23 protein-coding genes are annotated in these 23,284 nt (G+C 47.4%); 10 read left to right on the top strand and 13 right to left on the bottom strand.

What is annotated here, in order from left to right; genetic code table 11:
- Positions 1–10 precede the first annotated feature (10 nt).
- The 8 genes from ACOMHB_RS25090 to trmB all read left to right on the top strand — a co-directional run bounded on the left by ACOMHB_RS25090 (position 11) and on the right by trmB (position 6,132).
- Complete coding sequence (locus ACOMHB_RS25090; RefSeq protein ID WP_422135788.1) at positions 11–787, top strand: uroporphyrinogen-III synthase; 777 nt, start codon at positions 11–13, stop codon at positions 785–787.
- Positions 784–2,130, top strand: a complete 1,347-nt coding sequence (locus tag ACOMHB_RS25085) for a uroporphyrinogen-III C-methyltransferase (RefSeq protein WP_448218794.1) — start codon at positions 784–786, stop codon at positions 2,128–2,130. The genes ACOMHB_RS25090 and ACOMHB_RS25085 overlap by 4 nt, the downstream gene beginning before the upstream one ends.
- Complete coding sequence (locus ACOMHB_RS25080) at positions 2,127–3,374, top strand: heme biosynthesis HemY N-terminal domain-containing protein (RefSeq protein WP_448218793.1); 1,248 nt, start codon at positions 2,127–2,129, stop codon at positions 3,372–3,374. The genes ACOMHB_RS25085 and ACOMHB_RS25080 overlap by 4 nt, the downstream gene beginning before the upstream one ends.
- Positions 3,371–3,751: a DUF423 domain-containing protein gene (locus ACOMHB_RS25075; protein WP_422135791.1), complete on the top strand. Its 381-nt coding sequence runs from the start codon at positions 3,371–3,373 to the stop codon at positions 3,749–3,751. The genes ACOMHB_RS25080 and ACOMHB_RS25075 overlap by 4 nt, the downstream gene beginning before the upstream one ends.
- 56 nt (positions 3,752–3,807) lie before the next feature.
- A complete protein-coding gene (locus ACOMHB_RS25070) occupies positions 3,808–4,290 on the top strand; it encodes a DUF29 domain-containing protein (protein ID WP_448218792.1) in 483 nt (160 codons plus the stop codon).
- A 66-nt stretch (positions 4,291–4,356) separates the two neighbouring features.
- A complete protein-coding gene (locus ACOMHB_RS25065; RefSeq protein WP_448218791.1) occupies positions 4,357–4,815 on the top strand; it encodes a hypothetical protein in 459 nt (152 codons plus the stop codon).
- A 6-nt stretch (positions 4,816–4,821) separates the two neighbouring features.
- Complete coding sequence (locus tag ACOMHB_RS25060; RefSeq protein ID WP_422139219.1) at positions 4,822–5,334, top strand: hypothetical protein; 513 nt, start codon at positions 4,822–4,824, stop codon at positions 5,332–5,334.
- An 81-nt stretch (positions 5,335–5,415) separates the two neighbouring features.
- The gene (gene trmB, locus ACOMHB_RS25055) at positions 5,416–6,132 is read left to right on the top strand and encodes a tRNA (guanosine(46)-N7)-methyltransferase TrmB (RefSeq protein ID WP_422409920.1); all 717 of its coding nucleotides are present in this window, start codon (positions 5,416–5,418) and stop codon (positions 6,130–6,132) included.
- Between the two features lie 48 nt (positions 6,133–6,180).
- Here the strand turns inward: trmB and ACOMHB_RS25050 are convergent, their stop codons facing one another.
- The 7 genes from ACOMHB_RS25050 to ACOMHB_RS25020 form a co-directional block, all read right to left on the bottom strand.
- Positions 6,181–6,510 (bottom strand): DUF3392 family protein, encoded by a 330-nt coding sequence (locus ACOMHB_RS25050; protein WP_422135794.1) that lies wholly within the window; start codon positions 6,508–6,510, stop codon positions 6,181–6,183.
- A gap of 81 nt (positions 6,511–6,591) precedes the next feature.
- A complete protein-coding gene (gene hemW, locus ACOMHB_RS25045) occupies positions 6,592–7,731 on the bottom strand; it encodes a radical SAM family heme chaperone HemW (RefSeq protein ID WP_448218790.1) in 1,140 nt (379 codons plus the stop codon).
- Between the two features lie 71 nt (positions 7,732–7,802).
- Positions 7,803–8,423, bottom strand: a complete 621-nt coding sequence (locus tag ACOMHB_RS25040; protein WP_448218789.1) for an XTP/dITP diphosphatase — start codon at positions 8,421–8,423, stop codon at positions 7,803–7,805.
- Positions 8,420–8,896: a DUF4426 domain-containing protein gene (locus ACOMHB_RS25035; protein ID WP_448218788.1), complete on the bottom strand. Its 477-nt coding sequence runs from the start codon at positions 8,894–8,896 to the stop codon at positions 8,420–8,422. The genes ACOMHB_RS25040 and ACOMHB_RS25035 overlap by 4 nt, the downstream gene beginning before the upstream one ends.
- 4 nt (positions 8,897–8,900) lie before the next feature.
- Positions 8,901–9,503: a methionine biosynthesis protein MetW gene (gene metW, locus ACOMHB_RS25030; RefSeq protein ID WP_422135798.1), complete on the bottom strand. Its 603-nt coding sequence runs from the start codon at positions 9,501–9,503 to the stop codon at positions 8,901–8,903.
- Positions 9,500–10,657, bottom strand: coding sequence for a homoserine O-succinyltransferase MetX (metX, locus tag ACOMHB_RS25025; protein WP_422135799.1), 1,158 nt, complete (start codon positions 10,655–10,657; stop codon positions 9,500–9,502). Before metX ends, metW begins: the two co-directional genes overlap by 4 nt.
- Before the next feature lie 253 nt (positions 10,658–10,910).
- On the bottom strand, positions 10,911–11,138 hold the full coding sequence (locus tag ACOMHB_RS25020) for a hypothetical protein (protein WP_448218787.1): 228 nt from the start codon (positions 11,136–11,138) through the stop codon (positions 10,911–10,913).
- A gap of 533 nt (positions 11,139–11,671) precedes the next feature.
- On the opposite strand from ACOMHB_RS25020, the gene ACOMHB_RS25015 reads away from it, so the two are divergent.
- Positions 11,672–11,905 carry a cell division protein ZapB gene (locus tag ACOMHB_RS25015; protein WP_317144590.1) on the top strand — a complete coding sequence of 78 codons (234 nt, stop codon included), beginning with the start codon at positions 11,672–11,674 and terminating at the stop codon, positions 11,903–11,905.
- Between the two features lie 173 nt (positions 11,906–12,078).
- Here the strand turns inward: ACOMHB_RS25015 and ACOMHB_RS25010 are convergent, their stop codons facing one another.
- Positions 12,079–13,989, bottom strand: coding sequence for an ATP-binding cassette domain-containing protein (locus ACOMHB_RS25010; protein ID WP_448218786.1), 1,911 nt, complete (start codon positions 13,987–13,989; stop codon positions 12,079–12,081).
- A 257-nt stretch (positions 13,990–14,246) separates the two neighbouring features.
- Positions 14,247–14,717, bottom strand: coding sequence for a hypothetical protein (locus ACOMHB_RS25005; RefSeq protein WP_422135801.1), 471 nt, complete (start codon positions 14,715–14,717; stop codon positions 14,247–14,249).
- A gap of 422 nt (positions 14,718–15,139) precedes the next feature.
- On the opposite strand from ACOMHB_RS25005, the gene bamJ reads away from it, so the two are divergent.
- Positions 15,140–15,847, top strand: a complete 708-nt coding sequence (gene bamJ / locus ACOMHB_RS25000) for a BamJ family beta-barrel-assembly machinery protein (protein ID WP_448218785.1) — start codon at positions 15,140–15,142, stop codon at positions 15,845–15,847.
- 69 nt (positions 15,848–15,916) lie between these two features.
- Here the strand turns inward: bamJ and rsd are convergent, their stop codons facing one another.
- From rsd to ACOMHB_RS24980, 4 genes are all read right to left on the bottom strand, one after another.
- On the bottom strand, positions 15,917–16,387 hold the full coding sequence (gene rsd / locus ACOMHB_RS24995) for a sigma D regulator (protein ID WP_422135803.1): 471 nt from the start codon (positions 16,385–16,387) through the stop codon (positions 15,917–15,919).
- A gap of 550 nt (positions 16,388–16,937) precedes the next feature.
- Entirely contained in the window at positions 16,938–18,512 is a 1,575-nt protein-coding gene (gene gshA, locus ACOMHB_RS24990) for a glutamate--cysteine ligase (protein WP_422135804.1), read from the bottom strand.
- A 210-nt stretch (positions 18,513–18,722) separates the two neighbouring features.
- Positions 18,723–21,059 (bottom strand): Tex family protein, encoded by a 2,337-nt coding sequence (locus tag ACOMHB_RS24985; RefSeq protein ID WP_448218784.1) that lies wholly within the window; start codon positions 21,057–21,059, stop codon positions 18,723–18,725.
- Positions 21,060–21,372: 313 nt separating this feature from the next.
- On the bottom strand, positions 21,373–22,872 hold the full coding sequence (locus tag ACOMHB_RS24980) for a hypothetical protein (RefSeq protein WP_448218783.1): 1,500 nt from the start codon (positions 22,870–22,872) through the stop codon (positions 21,373–21,375).
- Positions 22,873–23,284: the final 412 nt, after the last annotated feature.

Raw genomic sequence — 23,284 nt, 5'->3', positions numbered from 1 at the left:
GAGCCGTGTCATGATAAACAGCCGTGAGATAAGGGCTTTGGTTACCCGCCCCAGGGAGCAGGCAGAGCCACTGGTTGCCATGATTCAGAACCAGGGGGCCATGGCATGGTCTTTACCAATGATCCAAATCCAACCGCTGGCAGAGAGCCAGACACTGCGAGACCGGATTTTACAGCTCGATCAGTACAGTAAAGTCGTTGTGATCAGTCAGAATGCCGCCAGGCTGGGTCTGGAACATATAGAGAACTACTGGCCACAAATGCCTTTGAAGATCCACTGGTATGCCGTCGGCCCAAAAACACGACGATGGCTTAAGAGTAATGGCATTGATGCGACTTACCCGGAGATAAGACAAAAGCCCGGTGACAGTGAAGCACTGTTGCGACTGGAGAGCCTTCAGCAGGTCAGCGGAGAAAAAATACTGATTCTGAAAGGAAAAGGTGGTAGAGAACTGCTGGAGAACACCCTCAGAAATCGGGGAGCCCAGGTGGATTGCCTGGAACTTTATGAACGCCAGAAGCCCGATTACCCGGAAGATTATCTGAACAGGCTGATCAAAGATCATGCTATTAATGTCATACTGACCAGTAGTGGTGAGATTCTGGCCAATACCGCAGACTACCTTTCTCCGGCTTTAAGCCAAGAGTGCTGTCTGGTGGTTCCCAGCGATAGAATTGCCAGAATGCCAGAGGCTCAAGCATTCAAACGGGTTTATACCGCTCGCGGCGCCGACAATCACGCCATGATCTCGGTACTGAACCTGATTAACAGCGAAGGGTTAACGTGAGCAAGAAAGATCAGAACGCCAGTAAACTCGAGCAGACCGAACCGAAAGAACTGGCCAGGTCAGCAGGGCCTTCCAAAAAACAGGAAAGCAAGCCAACTTCAGCAGGCTCCAGAAAACAGCCTCAAAAATCAGCATCAAAGCCAGGACGAAAGCTGTCTGTCCTGGCCGTGTTGCTTGCAATCATTGCACTGGGATTGAGCGGCGGTTTAGGTTGGCGGCTCATTCATTGGGAGCAGAAACAACCCTCCCTTATTGAGGGGCAGGAACAGCAGCAAACCCAGATTGCGCGACTTCAGGCCAGGCTCGCTGAAATAAACAGTGATCTCACGCCTATCAAAACCGAACTGAGCGAACAGGAAAGTCGAAGTGAACGTTTGCTCAGTCGCACCGACAGCCTGACCAAAAACCTTCAGGAACTCACCGGTAGCAGTCTGGATGGCTGGAAGCTGGCAGAAGTAGAATACCTGCTCAGTCTCGCTAACCAGCGTCTGCTCATGTCATCTGATATCCAATCAGCCAAAGCTCTCCTTAACAGTGCTGACAAGATGCTGCTTGAGTTGGACAACTATAATTTGTATCCCGTTCGGGAAGCACTGGCAGAAGATATAGCTTCTCTCAACAGTCTCCCGGATCTCGATCAGGAAGGGCTCTACCTGAAGCTCGAAGCGCTCACCCGGCAGATTGACCAATTGCCCCTGATGGAAAAAAAGACCCTGCAACAACCTTTAGCAACCGTATCAAAATCTTCTGACATGCCATCCGCAGGCACTCCATCTACAGAAACTGCCAAGTGGCAGACTGTCGCCCTCTCAATGCTGAATAATACCTGGGAGAGCTTTGTCAGCCTGTTCAGGTTCACTCCGGATCGCGATCAGAAAATCACCTCACTACTGACACCCCAAGAGAATATTATTATTCGCCAAAACCTTCAGTTGATGCTGGAACAGGCCAAGTTGTCAGTCCTCTCCAGAGACCAGGCTATCTACAACAGTAGCCTGCATCAGGCTTCAAACTGGATAGAAAAATACTTTCCCCTTTCAGGGTCTCAGGCGACCGCAATGCTGGACGAGCTGAAGGTTTTAGACAAAATCACCGTAAAACCTGTAACCATCAATATCAGCCGTGCTTTGAGCTTGCTGAAATCCAGCCAGTTGAACGATACCCCGGAGAATAAAAAAAATACGACAGGACAAACTGAATCTGCAAAGAGTGCTCAGACTGTCCAGATCAGTCCAGCCGAAAAAGCACCTGAAGTGACTGACCAGACAACCACAGAAAACCGGACAGAACATTCTCAGCCCTCAGAAGCACCTGCTAATTCTTCAGAGGAGCCCCGGAAATGAAGAGTTTTATCATCTTCCTGGCGATTCTGGGCATTACTTTTGGTCTGGCAAATACCATGATCAGTGACAGCGGCTATGTGCTTATCTCTTACAACACGACTACGTTCGAAAGCACACTGTGGGGACTGTTTCTACTGATAGGTCTTGCCATAGGTGCGTTATGGCTTGTCTGGATTATCCTGAAACTGATTTTCGACGTCACTGGTTTTATCTATCCAATGACTTCGGGCGCCAAAGAAAGGCGAGCCCGTAAATTAACAACCCGCGGCTTTGTCGAGTTCACTCAGGGACACTGGAAAAAAGCTGAGCGACTGCTTTCGCAGGCAGCGGACTACGGCTCGTCACCCTTACTGAATTATCTTGCTGCCGCCCGAGCGGCTCATGAAAATGATGACCCTGAAGCCTCTGCCGAATACCTTCGCCGAGCCGATCACAAGGAGCCCGGTGCAGAGTTGGCTATTGGTATTACCCAGGCTCAGCTGCAACTGTCATCGGGTCAACTGGAGCAGGCACTGGCCACTCTGACCAAGCTGCACAAGCAGGTTCCACGACATGCCTACGTCCTGAAGATGCTGAAGCAGGTTTATACCCGTCTGAATGACTGGCAATCACTTGCAGCCCTGTTACCCAAGCTGAAAAAGCAAAAAATCGTTTCCGATAAAGAGTATCGCACCACTGAGCTTCAGTGCTTTGAGGCCCTTTTCAATCAAGCCTTTAACAATGGCCGCAGTTTTACCTCTCTGGAGCAGAAAATAAAACCTGCAACTCAAATCTGGAACAGTTTGTCGTCCAGTCAAAAACACAACTCTGCCATGATCTATCGATATGCGAAGTGCCTGACAGATCTGGGAGCAGAAGAGAAAGCAGAAGCTCTGCTCAGAGAAAACCTGAAGAAACACTACTGCAGCGACATGGCTCTGCTCTACGGCAAGATTAAGGGCAGGGATGTGAAGAAGCAGCTGCATTTTGCCGAAGCCATGCTCAATGAAAGACCTAACGACGCCGACCTGCTACTGACCCTGGGTCGTCTGTCTCTCCGTAATGAACTCTGGGGTAAAGCCAGGGAATACTTTGAAGCCAGCCTGAGACTCAGCAAACGGATTGATACCTATAACGAGTTGGGCCGCCTTATGGCTCATATGGAAGATCATGAAAAAAGCTCTCTGTACTTTCAGGAAGGATTGAGACTTGCAGCGGGGAGTGTTGTTGATCTGTTGCCGACAAAAGTTACGGATAAAAAATGACCCGACTCTACCTGTTACCCGGTGCCCTTTGTGGTTTTTTGTCTGTAGCTCTGGGCGCGTTCGGGGCCCATGCTCTGAAAGATCAGCTGTCCGAACGCTACATAGACGTTTGGGCAACAGCGACGGATTACCAGTTCTACCACAGTCTGGCTCTGGTTCTTGTTGCCGTTCTTGCCCTCCACTTCAAAGACTCCAGAAAGCTGAGATGGAGCGCCAGGCTGTTTCTCGCGGGTATCATCCTCTTTTCCGGTAGCCTGTATATTCTTGCCATCACCGGAATTGGCTGGCTGGGTGCGATCACCCCACTGGGTGGCATCTCGTTGATGCTGGGTTGGCTTTTTCTGGCCATCTTTGCTGTCACCGAACTTTATGATTAATGTTTTTGATGCTCTCGTACTTTTTGCCTACATTAGGAAGTTCATGGAGGTGATTTATGGATAATCTTTACGAGACAGACTTTTACCAATGGGTTCAGAAGCAAAAACAGCTCTTGATTAACCGCCAGTTTGACCAGCTTGATTTGGAAAACCTCATTGAGGAAGTAGGGGATATGGGTAAGAGTGAGCCAAGATCGATAGAGTCTCACTTGACTACCCTTCTCCTTCACTTATTGAAATATCAATACCAAACCTATCAACTGGAGGATAGATGGATAGCTGAAATGGTCGTCCATACCTGGTACCCCGGCATGGATAATCCCAGGCGTGAAATCCGAAAATTACTCAAACAAAGTCCGTCTCTTCAGACCAAAACCAGCCAGTTGATGCATGATGCTTACGCAGAAGCCAGAATCGATGCCATCAAACAAATGAACAGGTACATCAAGCAAAAAAGCAGAAAACTCAATGCCAGCAGCTTCCCGGATGATTGCCCCTGGACTTTTGAGCAAATAATGGGAGACGACTGGCTGCCTTGATCCGGTTGTTGAAGGGAGACGTGAGCATTGCTTTTTGATTGATCCAGACTCCACAGGAGGTCAACCATGTCACTGAGTATTAATCTCGTTAAATACGAGGCAGCCAATGATGGAAAGCTCTACGAAACCAATGCTGACCTCATTGAAACAGCTTTTGTCACTTCATCCTTACTCGAGGAATTAAAGAATCAATTTTCCTTCACAGAAAAGAATATCTTTGAAGCTTTGGGCTCTGAAGATCACTATTCAATAGACTGCTTTAATGACTCAGATGTTGAAGCCGCTATCAGAAAGCTGGAAGAAATTTTTTTATCCATTTTAAAATCAGATGGAAAAAAGTTACATGGCAAGATGGAGCCTGATGCTCCTGAAAACCTCCCTTCCAAGTACTCTGACCCCATTAGCTCAGAGGATATTGAAGACTCAATTAGCCGTTTTAGAACACTCACCAACTTGATAAACGTGTTCAAGTTAAAGCACGACCAGTTCAGAAAGGATGACTCCGCTGTACTCAAGGTTGGATAAAGGTTCATGAGTAAAAATAAAGGTAAGGACGGTGAAATGAGAGTCCTTATAACGCTCGCCAATATTGTTAAAACTGAAGAAGACTGCGATGTCACCCGACACACAAATACGAATACCGCCGATGGTGGTGCGGATTTAGTCCTGGAGCACCCTGAAGGCTTACTCTCATATCTGCATAGAGTTGCAGCCGGGGATGAAAATTTGCAATCGCCAGACTTGTCCAGAGCCCCAAGAGAAAAAACAAGAATTGATGTAAAAACAACGGATAGAAAACTGTCCCCTGACACCATAGTGAAGTTTGCTGGGGATATAAAGCGAAATCCTGACTGTAATGGTCATGTACTCATGGGAGGATCAGGACTGTCAAATAAAGCCAAATCTGATCTTGAAGAAATCAAAACTGCCTATGAAGAAGTTGGAAAAACTGTGCTATATATTTCGAACAAAGGCACAGAGAACCTTGAACACCATTACGGCTTACTGCCTGACCATTCAGATGACAATAAAGAGCAAACCTGAATCCGGTAGCCAAAGGTTTCCAAGTCAACACAGTTTAGGTATCTTACGCCGACTTTTTCATTTGCAGATTATGTACCTCTCATGACCAGCTCAGTTGATCCTGATCACACTCCTGATCCGACTAAACGTCGGGAAATCAAAAGTTTTGTCCTGCGCGCAGGTCGTATGACCACAGGGCAGCGTCGTGGCTGGGATGAATGCTGGGACAAGTGGGGTCTTCAGAAAGAAGACGGGCCATTAAACATCAGTGAAGCCTTTGGCCGGGAGGCACCTGTCGTATTGGAAATCGGTTACGGCATGGGACTGTCACTGGTGGCTATGGCAAAAGCCGAAAGCGACAAAAACTTTATCGGTATTGAGGTTCACCGCCCGGGAGTTGGCAGTCTGTTGAATGAATCCCAGCTGGCAGGCGTCACCAATGTTCGCAGCTATTGCGATGATGCCGTTGAAGTGCTTCGCGACTGCATTGCCGACGGCAGCCTGTCCAGAGTTCAGATTTATTTCCCTGATCCCTGGCACAAAAAGCGTCATCACAAGCGTCGCCTGATTCAACCCAAATTTATTGCAGCCATCAGACCGAAACTGGCGTTGGGTGGCGTTATTCATCTGGCCACAGACTGGGAAAACTACGCCGAACAAATGATGGACGTCATGACGGCCGCTGAAGGGTTTAAAAATCAGGAAAGTGAAGGTCAATACGCACCAAGGCCAGATTTCAGACCGCTGACCAAGTTTGAAAAGCGCGGTCACAGGCTGGGTCACGGAGTCTGGGATCTGTTGTTCGAGAGATCAGAATAAACTTTACCCCATGCAGAAGGGGCAGAGTTTCAATCGCTGCTCCTCTTCTCAATGCCCCAGCTTCTCCGACAATATCCCGACACAGACTGCGATTACCAGCAATACCGGAGCGAGAGTGTAATGATTGAAGTAGCCCAGTAAATTGCCGAGCCACTGAGGCACAAAATAGAAGATGGCGCCAAACAGGGCAAGATTCAAAACAGCTCTTGCAGGGATTCTCACTGCAGCATGCAGCCGATTCATCCAGCCACTGCTCCATGAGGCAATAAAACGCCCCACAAATGCCACGGCTACCGCTGTCAGGGCCATAGCGATGACACCAAGATGTTCACGAGCCAACTTTGACAGAAAAATAATGCCGTCTGTTATCCATTCCATAGTTCACCCTCCGTTTTGAGTGCGTAAACAATTCGCAACAGATTCCAAAAAATCGCGCCCAGCGTTATTCGAGCGGGAAAATCACCCATCCGTAAACAAAGCCAACAGATCATTCAGAAAGAGTCGCCCCTGCTTTGTTGGCTGTAGTCGATCCTGCTCCAGCAAACCTTTTTCAATCGCCAGCTGACATTGAACGTCTATGTCAGAAAGTGCCATTCCGGTTCTCTGCACAAACAATGAGTGATCAACCCCCTGGTTAAGGCGCAGAACATTCATCATAAACTCAATCGGCAGATCATCCCTACCCAATATCCTGCTGCCCGCTTCAAAGGGCTTATCCATTGCCAGATAATCGGAGGGCATTCTGGTTTTCCAGTTTCGATAAATCCTGCCCGTCTCCCGCTGGGTGATCTTACCATGGGCCCCTGCACCAATACCGATATAGTCACCAAACTGCCAATAGTTCAGATTATGTTTTGCCTGCTTGCCGGGTCGGCTGTAGGCCGAAATTTCATACTGCTGATAGCCCGCCTCTGCCAGTAGATCCCACCCTTCTTCCTGGATCGACCAGAGGGTATCATCCTCTGGCAGGATGGGCGTTTTTGAATAGAAAACCGTATTGGGTTCAATGGTGAGCTGGTACCAGGAAATATGAGTCGGCTCCAGTGCAACCGCTTTTTCCAGATCTGACAGGCCATCCTGAATGCTTTGCCCGGGCAGTCCGTGCATCAGATCAATATTGAAGTTATCAAAGCCCATCCCCCTGAGGGACTCAATCGCTTTGCGTGCTTCTTCCGAACTGTGAATACGGCCCAGCGCCTTGAGCTTTTCATCCTGAAAACTCTGAACCCCTAATGACAATCGGTTGATACCGGCTTTTCGATAATCTTTGAACCGATCATGCTCATAGGTGCCGGGGTTGGCTTCCATGGTGATTTCAATACCCGGCGAGAAACGGATTCGCTTTTCCAGCTCAGAGAGAAAACGATCAAAGCCTTTGGCAGACATCAAACTGGGAGTACCGCCACCAAAGAAAATCGTATGCAGGGCTCTCCCCTGGAGAGAACTCACTTCGCTGTCAAAGTCTTCCAACAGGGCGTTGACATAAGCTTCTTCAGGAATACCATCACTGAGTGCATGGGAGTTGAAGTCACAATAGGGGCATTTTTTGACACACCAGGGAATGTGTACATAAAGGCTCAATGGAGGGAGTTCGAGCATATTGAAAATCAGGTCAGATGATTAAAGCAGCCAGATGACATCACCGGCCGCATAAAGAAAAAAGTCGTCAGTCAGCAGCGTTCTTTTAACTGCGCCAGAAGCTGCGCCATGGCTTTTGCCCGATGGCTGATACTGTTTTTCTGTTCCCGACTGAGTTCAGCCGCTGCACACTTGTGGTCAGGTACATAAAAAAGCGGATCATAACCAAAGCCCTGATTACCTGCAGGCGCCCCCAGAATGTAGCCTTCCCAGCTGCCGTGACAAATCAGAGGGGTTGGGTCTTCTGCATGACGCAGGTAAACCAGCACACTGTGAAAACGAGCGGTTCTCTGCTCTTTGGGTAATCCGTCCAGGCTCTGCAAGAGCTTCTGGTTGTTGGCTTTATCAGTGGCATCTTCACCGGCAAATCGTGCCGAGTAAATGCCTGGCTGGCCATTCAGGGCATCCACTTCAATCCCGGAGTCATCAGCAATGGCTGCAAGGCCAGAAATTTTTGCTGCATTTCTGGCCTTGATCAAAGCATTCTCCACAAAGGTCAGCCCCGTTTCCTCAACAGAATCTACGCTGAATTCACTTTGAGCCAAGACTTCAAAGTCGAGCCCCGAGAGCATCTGCTGAAGCTCCCTCAGCTTGCCCTGATTACCACTGGCCAATACCACTTTTTTTGGCTCTTTTTTTACCAACGAACTCACTGGCCGCCCTCGTAAAATTTCTGGCTGAACTGAATGGTATGACTCTGACTGGAGCCTTCAGGGTGTACTTTGATGGTGAATTTTAGCATTTCTTCATTACTGAACCGGAAACCTGCCAGGTAATAGATGGCATCACCTTCTTTTATTTCCTTGAAATTCAGAGCCGACTGCTGACCCAGAAGGTTGACGGCATTACCATCAAAAGAGGCTTTTACCGCCTTGCCTTCGTCGCTGTCCCTGACGTTTCTGATAACCATATTGACCAGACCATTTTTTGGGCCGCGCTCCAGATCATACGTTTTGGCTATGCCCGGCTGAATAAAGGTGCTGGGGAAGGCACTGTAATAGACTTCATAATCGCCAAACCGAGCCGGTTTGTCATTCATGACACGGGCTTCAGGCACCCCGGCAGCATGGGCTCCTGAAAAAACGGCAAGCGCCAACAGTAAACTAAGCAGCCTTACACAAGCCATGACTTCACTCTCCTCGAGTCAAATGATAGATAGCCACTTCCCCCATCAGATTGGGCAGCAGGCGGGTTCTCCAGCCTCCCCTGTTGGCGCTATCGGTTACCATACGATTGATGATCTTCAGCTTTTTCTGACGACAAAGATCTTCAAAATCCTTAAACGTGCAAAAGTGTATATTAGGCGTGTCATACCAGGTATAAGGCATAAATTTGGATACCGGCATTCTGCCCTTGGTAGCCAGATGCCAGCGGCAACGCCAGTGACCAAAGTTCGGGAAGGTGACAATGCATTCCCGACCCACTCTAAGCATTTCATCCAGTGCCAGATGAGGAAACTGCAGAGCCTGCAAAGCTTGAGTCATCACCACGGTATCAAAGCTTTGATCGCCAAAATTGCCCAAACCCTGGTCAATGTTTTGCTCAAGAACATTGACGCCGTTTTGAATACAATTCTGGATATTCTGTGGATTAATCTCCAGTCCATAACCCCTGACCTGCTTGTTTCTCCCCAGATCCGCCAGCAGAGCCCCCTCACCACAGGCCAGATCAAGAATCCGACTGCCCTGGCCAATCCAGTCACTGATGATGGCAAAATCAACACGGGTACTCATACGGCAGTCTCCTTGCATTCGTCAGCGACTCGTTTCATATAGCCTGAAACGGCATTCACGTATCGGGGAATGTTCATCAGGAAAGCATCATGGCCCTGGGGGGCATCCACTTCCAGGTAAGAAACCTGCTTGCCCGCCTTGAGAAGCGCATCGGTGATCTCTCTGGAACGCTCCGGGGAGAATCGCCAGTCGGTAGTGAATGAAACCAGCAAAAAGCGTGCTTTAGCCGGAGACAAAGCCTGTGCAAGATCATCATTAAACTTCCGGGCCGGATCAAAATAATCCAGAGCCCGGGTCATCAACAGATAGGTGTTGGCATCAAAGCTGCCAGAGAAATTTTCTCCCTGATAGCGAAGATAACTCTCTACCTGGAACTGAACACCATAGTCGAAACTGTACTCTTCATTCTTGAGTTCACGCCCAAACTTTTGTCCCATGGCGTCATCCGACAGGTAGGTAATGTGGCCTACCATCCTGGCCAGTCCCAGTCCGTTCTTGGGCAGGGTTCCTTCTTCAAGATATTGGCCATCCCGAAAGTTTTCATCGGAGCGAATGGCCTGACGAGCCACTTCATTAAAAGCAATATTCTGTGCCGACAGTTTCGGTGCAGAAGCAATAACAACAGCATGACGCAGTCGTTCAGGATAAGCCGTAGACCAGTAAAGCGTTTGCATACCGCCAAGGCTGCCACCCACAACGGCAGCCCATTGTCGAATACCCAGATGATCTGCCAGTCTGGCCTGACTCTCGACCCAGTCTTCTACGGTTACTATGGGAAAATCAGAGCCGTAAAGTTTGCCGGTTTGCGGGTTGATACTGGTTGGGCCTGTACTGCCATGACAGCCCCCGAGATTGTTCAGACTGACAACAAAGAAATGCCGGGTATCCAGAGGCTTACCCGGTCCAACAAAGTTATCCCACCAGCCAGGCTTGCGATCTTCCATGCTGTGGTAACCGGCTGCATGATGATGGCCACTGAGCGCATGGCAGATCAAAATACCATTACTCTTTTCGGTATTCAGCTCACCGTAGGTTTCAATTACCAGGTCATATTCGTTCAGGGTCTGGCCACAACTTAACTGAAGGGGCTGATCAAAATGAACCGTTTCGGGTTCGACCAGGCCCACCGAGTCAGGGGGAATAGTTTCTGGCATAGTTACTTATCTATCACTTGTTACCGTGAAACACTTTCCAGCACATCAAGTGATGAAAAACGGTTCTTTTGCTCATGGTGCTTTTTGCAAATTGTCCTCAGGTACGCACGAACATCAGACTGACCTCAGTCAGCCCGAAAGCACGATCTGCATTTACATTCGCAGCTGGGAAGTGTATCTATTTGGTGGGTAGTTGTCAGTACGCAAGCCCGGTATCACAAGAGTCAGTTCAACCTGAAAATACTCATTGCCGTCATCGAGTGGGCAGAAAGCAGCGATCCAGGGCCAATTCCGTCAAAGCCAGCAGATGACTCAGAAAAACACCTTCTACCTGACGTGAAGAAAAGTAAAGATGCTGATCATGAATGTATTCGTCAACACTCTGATTACAGGTCAGGGAGATGTAAAAGGCCCTCATGGCCTCGTCTTCGACATTGAGAACAGAGACAATGGTTGCGTCAGGTAGTGCAGTTTCGCTCATGCAAAACTCCTTGAGGCATCTCACCTCATCGCACAGGACCCACTTGGCTGTCCTGTGCAACTCTGAAAAGCATCAAAATTTCTAACTGGCGTCATTAAAACTCCGCTAGACCACGCCAAGGTCTCAATTACCGCGAACACGTCCCTGCTGTCCCGACTTTGGAGGCTGTCGCAAAAGCCTCTTTGGAAAAGAATTTGAAGAGACGATCGGTATGTCGGTAGCAGACTGCCCGGGCATTATAAAATGATCGTCGTTTTTAAAGCATTTCAGTAGCGATAGATTCAATTCAGAACAGAGTCATAAACATTCCCCTATCACTCGCAATCTTTTGTAATTACTTCGCAAGTATAGCCTGCATATAAGTAACTTATCTGAACTTAGCCAGAAGTATGTGCTATCGTAGAGCCAGTGCAAAAACCACCCTTAACTTGCACAGGTGCCTGCCGGACTGCTGCTTACAAAACAGGCTGGCGGCTGTTGGTTACAGACAAGCTGATTTCGTCCGAACTATTCCTGGTGAAAAAGTAACAATTATGTCCATTGAATCCTTAGGCCAACTTGAAAACAAACTTCAGAACCTGATCGACAAACTTGAACTCACTCGAATGGAGCTAGAGGAATTGCGTTCAACCAATACCCGTCTGGAAGATGAAAACACTCATCTCAAACAGGAACTGAGCTCCTGGAGCGAAAGGGTGGGTAGTTTGCTGGGCAAACTGGACAGTGTATCCGACGAAGCTGAAGAAGTGGCATACGAGCAAGCATAATAAGGTCATACTTCAGATTCATGACCCGCTTTTCCGGAATGGAGTCCCTGCCCATTTTGCGCCAGGCAAAAAGGGTTGCGAGAAAGACTACGATCGATCTCTGAAAACTCCTGCTCCTCTGTATGACATTCCCTGATTATGCCGCCTGATGATTATCAGGCGGCAAAAGATGCCTACTCACTTTCCATTGCTTCCAGTTGCTCCAGCATTTCCATCCAATCTTCTTCGATTTGTGCAATCGTTTTTTTGTATTGAGCCTGCTGATCCAACAAAGATTTCAAACGCTCTTTTTCTGAACTTTCATAGAGTTCCGGACTGGCCAGCTCAGACTCCAAATCCGCCAGCAAAGATTGTTGCTTCTCCAGTTTTTGCTCCAGAAACTCCACTTTCTTTTTCATCGGCCTGAGTTGTTTGCGACGCTCTGCCTCAAGACGCTTCTGCTCTTTGCGGGCTTGTGCAGAGTGCGCCAATTGAACCGTTTCAGAAAGGGTTTCTGATTTATCTTCTTGGCGCTGCTGAGTCAACCAGAGGCTGTAATCTTCCAGATCACCTTGAAAAGCTTCAACCCGGCCATCATGAACCAGAAAAAGATCATCTGTAGTACTGCGCAGGAGACTACGATCGTGCGACACCAGTATCACGGCTCCTTCGAACGTCTGTAGAGCCATAGTCAGGGCATGACGCATCTCAAGATCAAGATGGTTGGTCGGTTCATCAAGCAATAACAGGTTAGGCTTTTGCCAGGCTACTATTGCCAATGCCAGCCTCGCCTGTTCACCGCCAGAAAAGCCTGCAATCGTTTCCAGGGCCTTGTCACCATGAAAACCAAAGCCACCCAGAAAGTTTCTCAACTCTTGTTCCCGCGCCTCAGGCGACATTCGTTGTAAATGAAGCAATGGGCTGGCATCGGCATCCAGCTTTTCCAATTGATGCTGGGCGAAGTATCCCACTCTCAGGTGCTCTCCATCATGCCTCTGGCCAGCTACCAGGGGTAACTCTCCTGCCAGTGTCCTGATCAGGGTTGACTTACCCGCGCCATTAGCCCCCAACAAACCGATGCGACTGCCAGGCAGGATATTCATTTTCAGTTTGATAAGTGTGCTGCCTTCATAACCCAGTTCGGCTTTTTCCAGGGTCAACAGCGGTGAAGATATTTTTTCAGGATCAGGAAAGCTGAAGCTGAAAGGCGAATCGACATGAGCCGGTGCTATTTCTTCCAGCCTGGCCAGCGCTTTCAAGCGACTCTGTGCCTGTTTGGCCTTGGTCGCTTTAGCACGAAACCGTTCAACAAACTTCTCCATGTGAGCACGCTGCTTTTGTTGCTTTTCAAAAGCAGCCTGCTGTTGCTGAAGACGTTCAGAACGCATGCGTTCAAAAGCAGAATAATTGCCACGATAGGTATTCAGTTTCTGATGCTCGATATGAAGGGTGATATCAATCACTGCATCCAGAAAATCACGGTCGTGAGAGATAATAATCAGTGTGCCCTGATAACGTTTAAGGAAACTTTCCAGCCAGACAATGGCATCCAGGTCAAGGTGGTTGGTTGGCTCATCAAGGAACAGTAAGTCTGAAGGACACATGAGGGTACGAGCCAGATTCAATCTCATTCTCCAACCACCAGAGAAATCTTTTACGCTACGCTCAATTTGTTCATGGGAAAATCCAAGACCATGGAGCAATTGTTCAGCGCGAGAACGCGCCGTATAGCCATCTGCCTGAAGCAGCTTTTCGTGAAGTTCAGCAAGATTGCCGTGCTCTTCGTCTCGTTCGGCACGCTCAATGGCTTTTTCTATTTTCCGAAGTGTCTCATCTCCATCCAACACATAATCGACGGCTCTCTGGTCCAGAGCCAGAACCTCCTGAGCCATGTGAGCAATCCCGCGACCGGTGTCGATACTGACATCGCCCTTGTCCGCTTGCAGGTTTCCCATAATCAGGGCCAGCAGACTCGACTTGCCACACCCATTGGCTCCTACCAGCCCAACATGCTGGCCGTGATGAATTATTGCACTGGTTTCTTCCAGCAAAACCTTGCCAGAGCGCAATAAACTGACTGAGTTCAAATTAATCATGGCGCGCATTATAAACACTGTTTCACTGGCATTCCTACGGGAATATCAAACCACTGCGGATACAGGGATTTCTATACAACGAGACGTTAATATCATGCAGAGTGATCAGGCAATTCGAGGTCAAAATTCGGGTCAGGTTATTTCCAAAAAAGTGGCAACGGAATCATTGCCACAAAAAAGTACTCGCAGACAGATGGCGAGAGGGAGAGAGATATTTAGAATTATTGCAGGAGAGGCTCCCTCTCCTGCATATACCGCTGTAGCGATTAGCTCTTGGCTTTTTTCTTGGCTGGAGCCTTAACAGCGGTCTTGCGAGCTGGGGCTTTTTTCTTAACTACAGCCTTCTTGGCTGCTGCTTTACGAGCCGGTGCCTTTTTCTTAGCAACCGTTTTTTTGGCAGCTGCTTTACGAGCTGGGGCCTTTTTCTTGGCAGTGGTTTTTTTCGCTACCGTTTTCTTTTTAGCAGCAGCCTTTTTAGCCGGAGCTTTTTTCTTGGCGTCAGCTTTGGCTTTTGTCTTTGCTTTCTTCAAAGACTCCTTAGCCTTATCCAATTTCTTCTTGAGTGCTTCAATTTCTTTTTCCAGTTTCTTAACCGGATCTACCTTGCGAGTGGTTTTTTTCGCTGCAGTTTTTTTAACGACTGGTTTTTTAGCTGCTGGCTTTTTTGCCACAGTTTTTTTAGCGGCTGGTTTTTTTACAGCCTTCTTAGCGGCTGGTTTCCTTTTAGCTACAGGCATTTGGTCATCCCTCGTCATTGCCTTTAGAAGTACTTCTATATAAAAGCTGAATAATTTATATCCAGTTTTAATTAGAAAATAGAGTGCTTATCACACGACTGCAAATTTTTTTATGCATTTTTTTATATAAAATTATTTTTTTTCCTTCAAAAAAAACTTGTCGTCTTTCGTTTTATCATCGGCGAAAGTCATTTAACCCTTTAATTTAAGGCCTTTTTGTAAAAGTAATGTTCCATAACACTTGCTATCTCTCTGTGTTTGCAGAAAGATAGAGAAACACTTGTACCAAAAAAAAATCTGACCCTTCGTGAGTCGAGCTAACACAAATAGCCATGAGCCGGAAGTGCAGCTTGGTCGGAACATGACACCAATAACTGCAACGTCAGAAAGAGCTGCACTTTCAAAATAAAAAGAGAAACTTCATGACACTAAAAGTGCTTACTGGCATCGTTCTGATGTCCTTTTCCCTGCAGTCAATTGCTGCTCTGGAAACAGAAGCAGACAAACTAAGCTACAGTCTGGGTGCAATTTTAGCCGAGCAACTTAAGCAGTTTGAGGGTATTAACGCGGACGCATTGTCCCGGGGAGTTGAGGATACTCTGGAGAACAAACCACTGGCTTTTGACAAGCAGGAAATGTTCAGGCTGATCGAAAAGGCTCGTAAGGATCAGGAGAAAAAGCATCAGGCTCAACTGGCAGAGGAGGCAAAAAAGAACCTTGAAAAGGGTCAGGCTTTCCTGAAAGATAACGCCAAAAAGTCGGGTATCAAAACACTGGCAAGTGGCCTTCAGTACAAAGTGATTAAGAGCGGTCGAGGCATCAAACCAACAGAGAACAGTGAAGTGACTGTCCATTACGAAGGACACCTTCTGGATGGCAAAGTCTTTGATAGTTCTTACAGCAGAAACCAACCGGCAACGTTCAAACTGAATCAGGTCATCAAAGGCTGGACTGAAGGTCTGAAACAGATGCAGGAAGGTTCCGTTTGGGAGCTTTATATTCCATCAGAGCTTGCTTATGGTCCCGGAGGTATTCCCGGAAGGATTGGGCCTAATGAGGTGCTGATTTTTAAAGTTGAGTTGCTGAGTGTGAAAAAAGACTCGCAGGGAAAAGAAGGGAAAAAGAAGTAATCAGACCACCGCAGGTTGAGCAGTTTCCTTAATACTGCTGGCAGATATTCGGACTATCTGCCAGCGGTATTATTGCGAGGCAAGCAATTCTCTGTGGGATTCGTGAAGCACTTCAATCATCTGGTCTTCCAGAGAAAACCGTTCTTCTAAAGCTTCACCCAGTTCGGACAGGTGGGTCTGCAGCATAATGACACTGCTGAGGGACTCACAACCGTCATTAAAATCCAGACAAGCCTGCGTATTTTTTTCCAGTTTCGGCAAAATGGACTGTGCCATTTCTACTCCCCCATCGTCAAAATCAATACCTTCCTGAATCAGTTGTTCGTAAACTTCGAAATGACCCGCTGAAACATAATCAACCAGAATCTGGCACATTTCTTTCAGTTTGTTTGCAACAGGTCTTTTATCATCGTGAAATTGATTCACTCCATTGATTGAGCAGTAGAGAACGATCAGCGCTTGCCGCTCGTTTAGCCAGCGGTCAATGATTTCCGATACGCCACCCCAACGTTCTCTGGCCGTTTTGCACCCCTCCAGCATGACTATTCCTCTTCGTTTGGATCTCATCTACTTGAAACGGGATCACTTTCTCGCCCCTTGGAAACGGCGACTCAGTTGCTAGGTTATGACAGTGGATTTTTTGCGGCAAGAGGTAATTTCAATTTACAGTCAATTTCGATCTTGATTATATTTGTACGATCGCACCAAAAGTCGTTTTTTTCAGGGTTTTTAGGGTTTTTTAATTCTATAAAAGATAAAAGGGCCTGCCTTGATTCAAAAAAATTATTTAATAAAGCAGTCAAAAAAATGGGATTCTGACTCCCGTTCGGTGAGTTCCAGAGCGATTCAAAAAACAGAGCTTGATCGATCGCGTAAATCAGCCATGAGCAGCTGAAACAGTTTTTTGTCTCCCTCACGGGTGAAAATTTTTTCACGGTAAAACAAAATAGAAGTAACCAGTAAAAAACAACTTTTACCTAGGTAAGAAAGCTTTTTCTGGTCAGAAAAAAGCCCCGTTCGTGAGAGAATATGATGGGATCTGATGGTCATTTGCTTACTCACCAGATCCGGTTTTTCAAAAAATTACGAATCATTCAGATTCAAAATAACGTTTCAGAAACTCATCAAAATGCGTCGTATCAGAAGCTTTCAATCGCTCCTGATGCTCCCTTGATTCGGCGGCTATGCGCCCAAAATACTCCAACCTTTCAGGCTGAATATTTTGCTGACTGAAATAGCGGGCGTGTGCTTCAGACTGCTTGAGCATCCAATCAATATAACTGTCTCCGCTGTTTTTCAGTGCCTGCAGGATTCTGGCTGAAGGTGTATTCTCAGCATTCAGCAGCTTCGCTCTCTGTTGAGCCAGAGATTCCGAGAAGAGATGAGACTCATTTGCCTTATCCAGCATCTGGGCAACGGGCACCATCATGTCGATTAAACACAATCCCCAGTCAGTCAGAGGGACCGGACCCTGCTCATCATTTAACTTCAGTCCGGGACGTCTTCCTTCTGAAACCGTCAGGGCAAAGTTCTCAGTCACTCTCTGACACTCTGCATGATCAATTTCAGGACTGTCTATCAATGCGACAAACACCAGGAACACGTCCAGAAAAGCAGCATCAGCCGAAGACAAACCCAGTGGCTCCATGGGATTGATGTCCATGCAGCGCACTTCAATGTATTCAACACCATAGTTCGACAATGCGGTCAGAGGCTTCTCACCCCGTTTGGCAATTCGCTTGGGTCGAATGTTGCTGTAATATTCGTTCTCAATCTGGAGCAGGTTAGTATTCAGCTGTAGATAACGATCGCCATTTTTGAGTCCGATTTCTTCATAAGGCTGATAGGGCGTTTTAATGGCTTTAGCAAGACTGGAAACATACTCTCCCAGAGTGTTGTAACAAATACTCAAGGATGACTGGGCATTATTGGTATAGCCAAGATCACTCATTCTCAAAGAAGTTGCCCAGGGTAAATACAAGGTGTCTTCATCCAGCTGTGCCAACGACTCGAAGGCTTTTTCCTGAGTAAAAAAACTCTTGCTGACAGCGGGCGAAGCGCCGAAAAGATACATCAGCAGCCAGGAATAACGACGAAAGTTTCTGATCATTGCCAAATAGGATTCTGACTGGAAATCTTCCAGAGAACGATCTGAAGATTCAGCATCAGACAACAACTGCCAGAATGATTCTGGCAAGGAAAAGTTATAGTGAATGCCGGCAATAGTCTGCATCGCCTTGCCATATCGATGCGCCAGCCCTTCACGGTAGATCGTCTTCATTTTGCCTGAATTGGAGTCACCATAACGGGCAATAGGAATGCTCTGCTCACCTTCCAGCAGAGCTGGCATACTGCCCGCCCAGAGCAATTCACCATCAAGGTTTTTGCAGGTGTAGCTATGCAGCTCTTCCAGAAATTTCATAACATCTTCCACCTTGCAGTAGACCGGAGTGATGAACTCCAGCAAAGCTTCAGAGTAGTCAGTCGTAATATAGGGGTGCGTCAGGGTCTTACCCAGCACTTCCGGATGAGAAAACTGCGACAAACGTGCATCAGCCGATACCCGCAAGCCTTCACGTTCGATTCCGTGTTGTATACCACTGAGCAGGTTTTGGTTGGACGACTGCTGTAGTAGTTGCAGACGACACTCATACTGGCTAGTCAAAATACAATTCCAATCCAGATGCGTTTTTTCGAGATCAACACTCTGCCGTCCTCGCTAAGGGGTCGCCTAGGAGCCTGCGAGCATTGCAGAAGGCGGTAATCATTTCTTAGGGCGGACTATATAACGTTAGAATCGGCCTTGCACCCATCGAATGACCGCGAAACCTTCGAGACCTTGAGCAGCCTCCTGGGGGCTGCTCCTGTTGCCTATTTACTTTCTCAGCTTTTTAGCATTGGCAAAAAGGTCAGCAAAAGACCCGGCGGACTGCTCTTTTTTAGCCTGATGGTTGTTTCTTTTGCTACCACGACTCTGAGGCTTTGTGCCACCGGAACGTTCACCACGAGGTTGCCGACTGGCCTGAGTCACTTCTTCCGCTTTGTCATTCATGCGCATAGAGAGTCCAATGCGCTTGCGCTGGACGTCTACTTCCATGACTTTCACCTTGACGATATCACCGGCCTTAACCACTTCAGCGGGATCTTTTACAAACTTATTGGACAGCGCAGAAATATGAACCAGACCGTCCTGATGAACACCGACATCAACAAAAGCACCAAAGTTGGTTACATTGGTGACAACGCCTTCCAGCTCCATGTTCAGCTTCAGGTCACTGATTTTTTCAACGCCTTCCTGGAATTCTGGCGCCTTGAATTCCGGACGGGGGTCACGTCCCGGCTTATCCAGTTCAGAAATAATGTCGGTCACGGTGGGCAGACCAAAGCTTTCATCCGTAAATGTTTTGGGATCCAGAGACCTCAGGAACAGGGAATCGCCAATCAGGCCATGCACTGCACGCTCAGACTGACGGGCAATCTTCTCCACAACAGGATAAGACTCAGGGTGAACCGCTGAAGCATCCAGTGGGTTTTCCCCCTTCATGACGCGCAGGAAACCTGCTGCCTGTTCAAAGGCTTTGGGACCAAAACGACCCACTTTCTTGAGCGCTTCACGATCAGAAAACACACCGTTCTGGTCACGGAAAGCAACGATGTTATCTGCCAGTGTTCTGTTCAAACCGGACACACGAGTCAGCAAGGCACTGGAAGCTGTATTTACATCAACGCCGACAGCGTTTACACAGTCTTCAACGACTGCTTCCAGAGAGCGTGACAGCTGAGTCTGACTGACATCGTGCTGATACTGGCCCACACCAATCGCTTTAGGTTCAATCTTAACCAGCTCAGCCAGTGGGTCTTGCAGACGACGGGCAATAGATACTGCACCACGGATAGAAACATCCAGGTCAGGAAATTCACGAGCTGCCAGTTCAGAAGCAGAATAAACCGACGCCCCGGCTTCACTGACGACAATTTTCGTCAACCCCAGTTTTGGATAAGCTCTCATCAGCTCAGCAACGAGACGATCCGTTTCACGGGATGCTGTGCCGTTGCCAATACTGACCAGCTCAACACCGTGTGTCAGACAGAGAGTGGCCAGAGTTCCCAGAGCTTCTTTCCATTGGCGCTGAGGAGCATGAGGGAAGATGGTGGTGTGTTCTACCAGTTTGCCCGTAGCGTCGACGACAGCCACTTTGACACCCGTACGCAAACCCGGATCAAGACCCAGGGTTGGGCGCAGACCTGCAGGGGCTGCCAAAAGCAGATCTTTAAGGTTCTTGGCAAACACCTTGATCGCTTCTTCCTCTGCACTTTCACGGACACGGGTCATCAAATCGGTTTCAAGCTGAGTAAGGAGCTTAACTCTCCAGGTCCAGCGCACGACATCTTTAAGCCACTTGTCAGCCGCTCTGCCCTGATCTGAAATATCCCAGTGATCAGCAATGACTTTTTCGCAGGGATGTGTTTCCAGGCGCGACTCAGGTTCATTCTCGAGACGAATGCCAGACTGGAGCACACCTTCATTGCGGCCACGAAAAATAGCTAGGGCGCGATGAGAAGGAACCTGTTTGATCGGCTCATCGTGCTCAAAGTAATCCCGGAATTTCGCTCCCTCTTCTTCCTTACCCTCAACACCACGGCTGGAAAGAACACCCTGGCTCCATAGCATATCCCTGAGTTTACCCAGCAGCTCGGCGTCTTCACTGAACCTTTCCATTAGAATGTAGCGTGCGCCTTCCAGTGCCGCCTTGCTGTCAGCAACGCCTTTATCAGCATCTACGAAATCAGCGGCGGCTGCTTCCGGATCAGTATCCGGCTCGTTGAACAATCGATCAGCCAGTGGCTCCAGACCGGCTTCAATGGCGATCTGACCTTTAGTACGGCGCTTCGGCTTGTAAGGAAGATAAAGATCTTCAAGGCGGGTTTTAGTGTCCGCAGCACGAATATCCTTTTCCAGTTCAGGCGTCAGTTTTTCCTGATCCCGAATACTGTTCAGAACCGTTTCACGACGCTCCTCCAGCTCACGAAGATACCTCAGACGCTCTTCCAGCGTACGCAGTTGGGTATCATCAAGAGCACCAGTAGCCTCTTTACGGTAACGGGCAATAAAAGGGACTGTAGCGCCATCATCCAGCAGCGCAACAGCACTGGTGACCTGCGCAGGACGAACGTTCAGCTCTTCAGCAATACGCTGAAAGATGATCTCCATAAAACCCACTCAATTGTTAGCTTTGAATTTATCGAAAAGGCGAATTATAACGGATGGCAGCGAGTTGTCTTCCTTTCTGTGGACCTTCCTTGCTGTACAAAAGCTCCCGGCAAAAAACTGCCGGACAACTGCTCACCAAAGCACCTATTGAACGACAGTTTTTTACATCAGTCCAGCGGCAGGTCTTCAGCGTACAGGACCTTGCCTTCTTTGGTATCAGTAGACTTGCTGAAGTTAGTGATAAAACGACCAGCGTTATCTTAATCCTTCTTTGTCTGTTTGTGAAAGAGGCAGCCTTAACTTCTGTGCAAATCTATTCCTTGAATCGCACTGGAACAACGACTTTACGCCCTGACTTGGTTGAAACAGGGTTTTCATCCGTGTCTTTAGAACGCTTGCGTTTTACCTCTCCTTTATCTTTATCATCATCCTCTGATTTACGCTTTTTGGCAGCATGGCTGGATAGTGATTTTTTTTGCCGACGCTTCAAGCCTGCAGCACTACTTCTGTCTATCCTGAGTTCACAGAGTTTATCCCTCCAATTAAAATCGATATTGCATCTGTCAATTTCCATGTCGAGCCATAATACCATCAGAGCCAATTCAGTGTGCTTCATATTGTTGGTCTCTCGGAACAAATCATCTAAAACAGACAGGATAGTGTTCTCGAACACTTTAAATTCAGCTAGGGATTTATTCTCTATGTATCCTTCTATTTCGCTAAAGTGAAAAAGAAGGTTCCATAATACCTGCGAACGGAAATCTTTTTTGTTCAACTTATTAGCATACAATTGTTTAGATGTTACCCCGTTGTGAATCATGTAGTCCTTTCCCCATGATCTTAAACGATTTTCGTAAAACAGAGATACATCCTCAATTTCAAAGTTAAAATAAGACAAATCCTTTTCCTTGAGCAGCCAACTTTCAACATCCAAATGATTGTTGTTTTTTATGAGCCCATGTTTGATCCAGAGCTTGGCGAGTTTTGCTATTCTGCTGCCTTCAGTTACCTCCAACATTGCTCTCAATACCAGCTCTAATGCCGGGTCGAACTTTGCCAGCATTTCGGAGAAGTCCTCATTGGCTTCGTCAGAGCTCGGGATAGACCTTAGTGCATCATCAACTTCATGCATTATCATCCATACGATCAAAGGACAATTTTCAGGTATATGATCTGTGGTAACCTCTTCCCATGTTATTCCCTGAAAAGCTGCCTCAACTTTGAGTGCCTGTAGCCTCAACTCAACCTCGGGAGTGTTAGCTGAATTTTTAACCGCTTTTTTGTTACGTCGCTTGCTGACGTTTTTTCTCTTAGCAACAGGAGCTTCGTCTACAACAGACTCATTTTCCGTCGTTGGCTGTTGAGTGTCTGAATCTGCTGCTATCTGCTGAGTGCCCGAATCCGCTGCTGACTGCTGAGTGTCTGGATCCGCTGCTGACTGCTGAGTGTCTGGATCTGCTGCTGACTGCTGAGTGTCTGGATCTGCTGCTGACTGCTGTGTTTCTGAATGGCCACCATTTTCCACCTCATTACTATTGCTGGGCACAGTCTCTGATGACTCTTTTGATGTGCCAGCCCCATCAGTCACTGGCCTGACTATCCAGGAATAATCCTTGAAGCGGCCGGATAAGAAAAATGTATCTACCCAGCGCATGAACTTTTCATAGCTTATTGAAGGCTCATGGCCAGATAAATCCACCGACACTACACTCTTGCCCTGTATTCCATGAAAATTAAGCATCATGCTCAAAACATTGGGTGGGAGTGGCCTCAGCTCATTGATCAACGGGGGGGCATAAGGCTGGGAAAACATGTGATAAGTCTCATCACAGTGGCCTGCTGCCGATATTAAAAAAACAAGAAGCAATATAAGAAAATGGACTACGTTAGACAAAGTTCTTTTTTTTAACATAAAACAAAACTCTATCAGTTAATGACCATATTAAATTTTTACAAGCTCAGTAAAACTCGCTAAGCAATGCAAATATTACTTGCAGCCTGACTTGTGTAAACAACATGCAATAGACATCGAGAAACTACATCAAGAGCATGTATTCATACCAGTGATGTTAAAAAATCGCTTCTCTCAGATTGCACTAAAAGCAGATCAACAGGATGGCACTAAATCATCAAATTTCCAGTAAATGGATGGAATTATTACAAGATCGGGGTGAATCTTGTTTTTTTATTATGGCTTTATCGCCAGACTCATTAGCCTGAGAAAG

The organism is Endozoicomonas sp. 2B-B (genome assembly GCF_053470045.1).
This window is presented reverse-complemented; position numbering and strand designations above follow the sequence as displayed.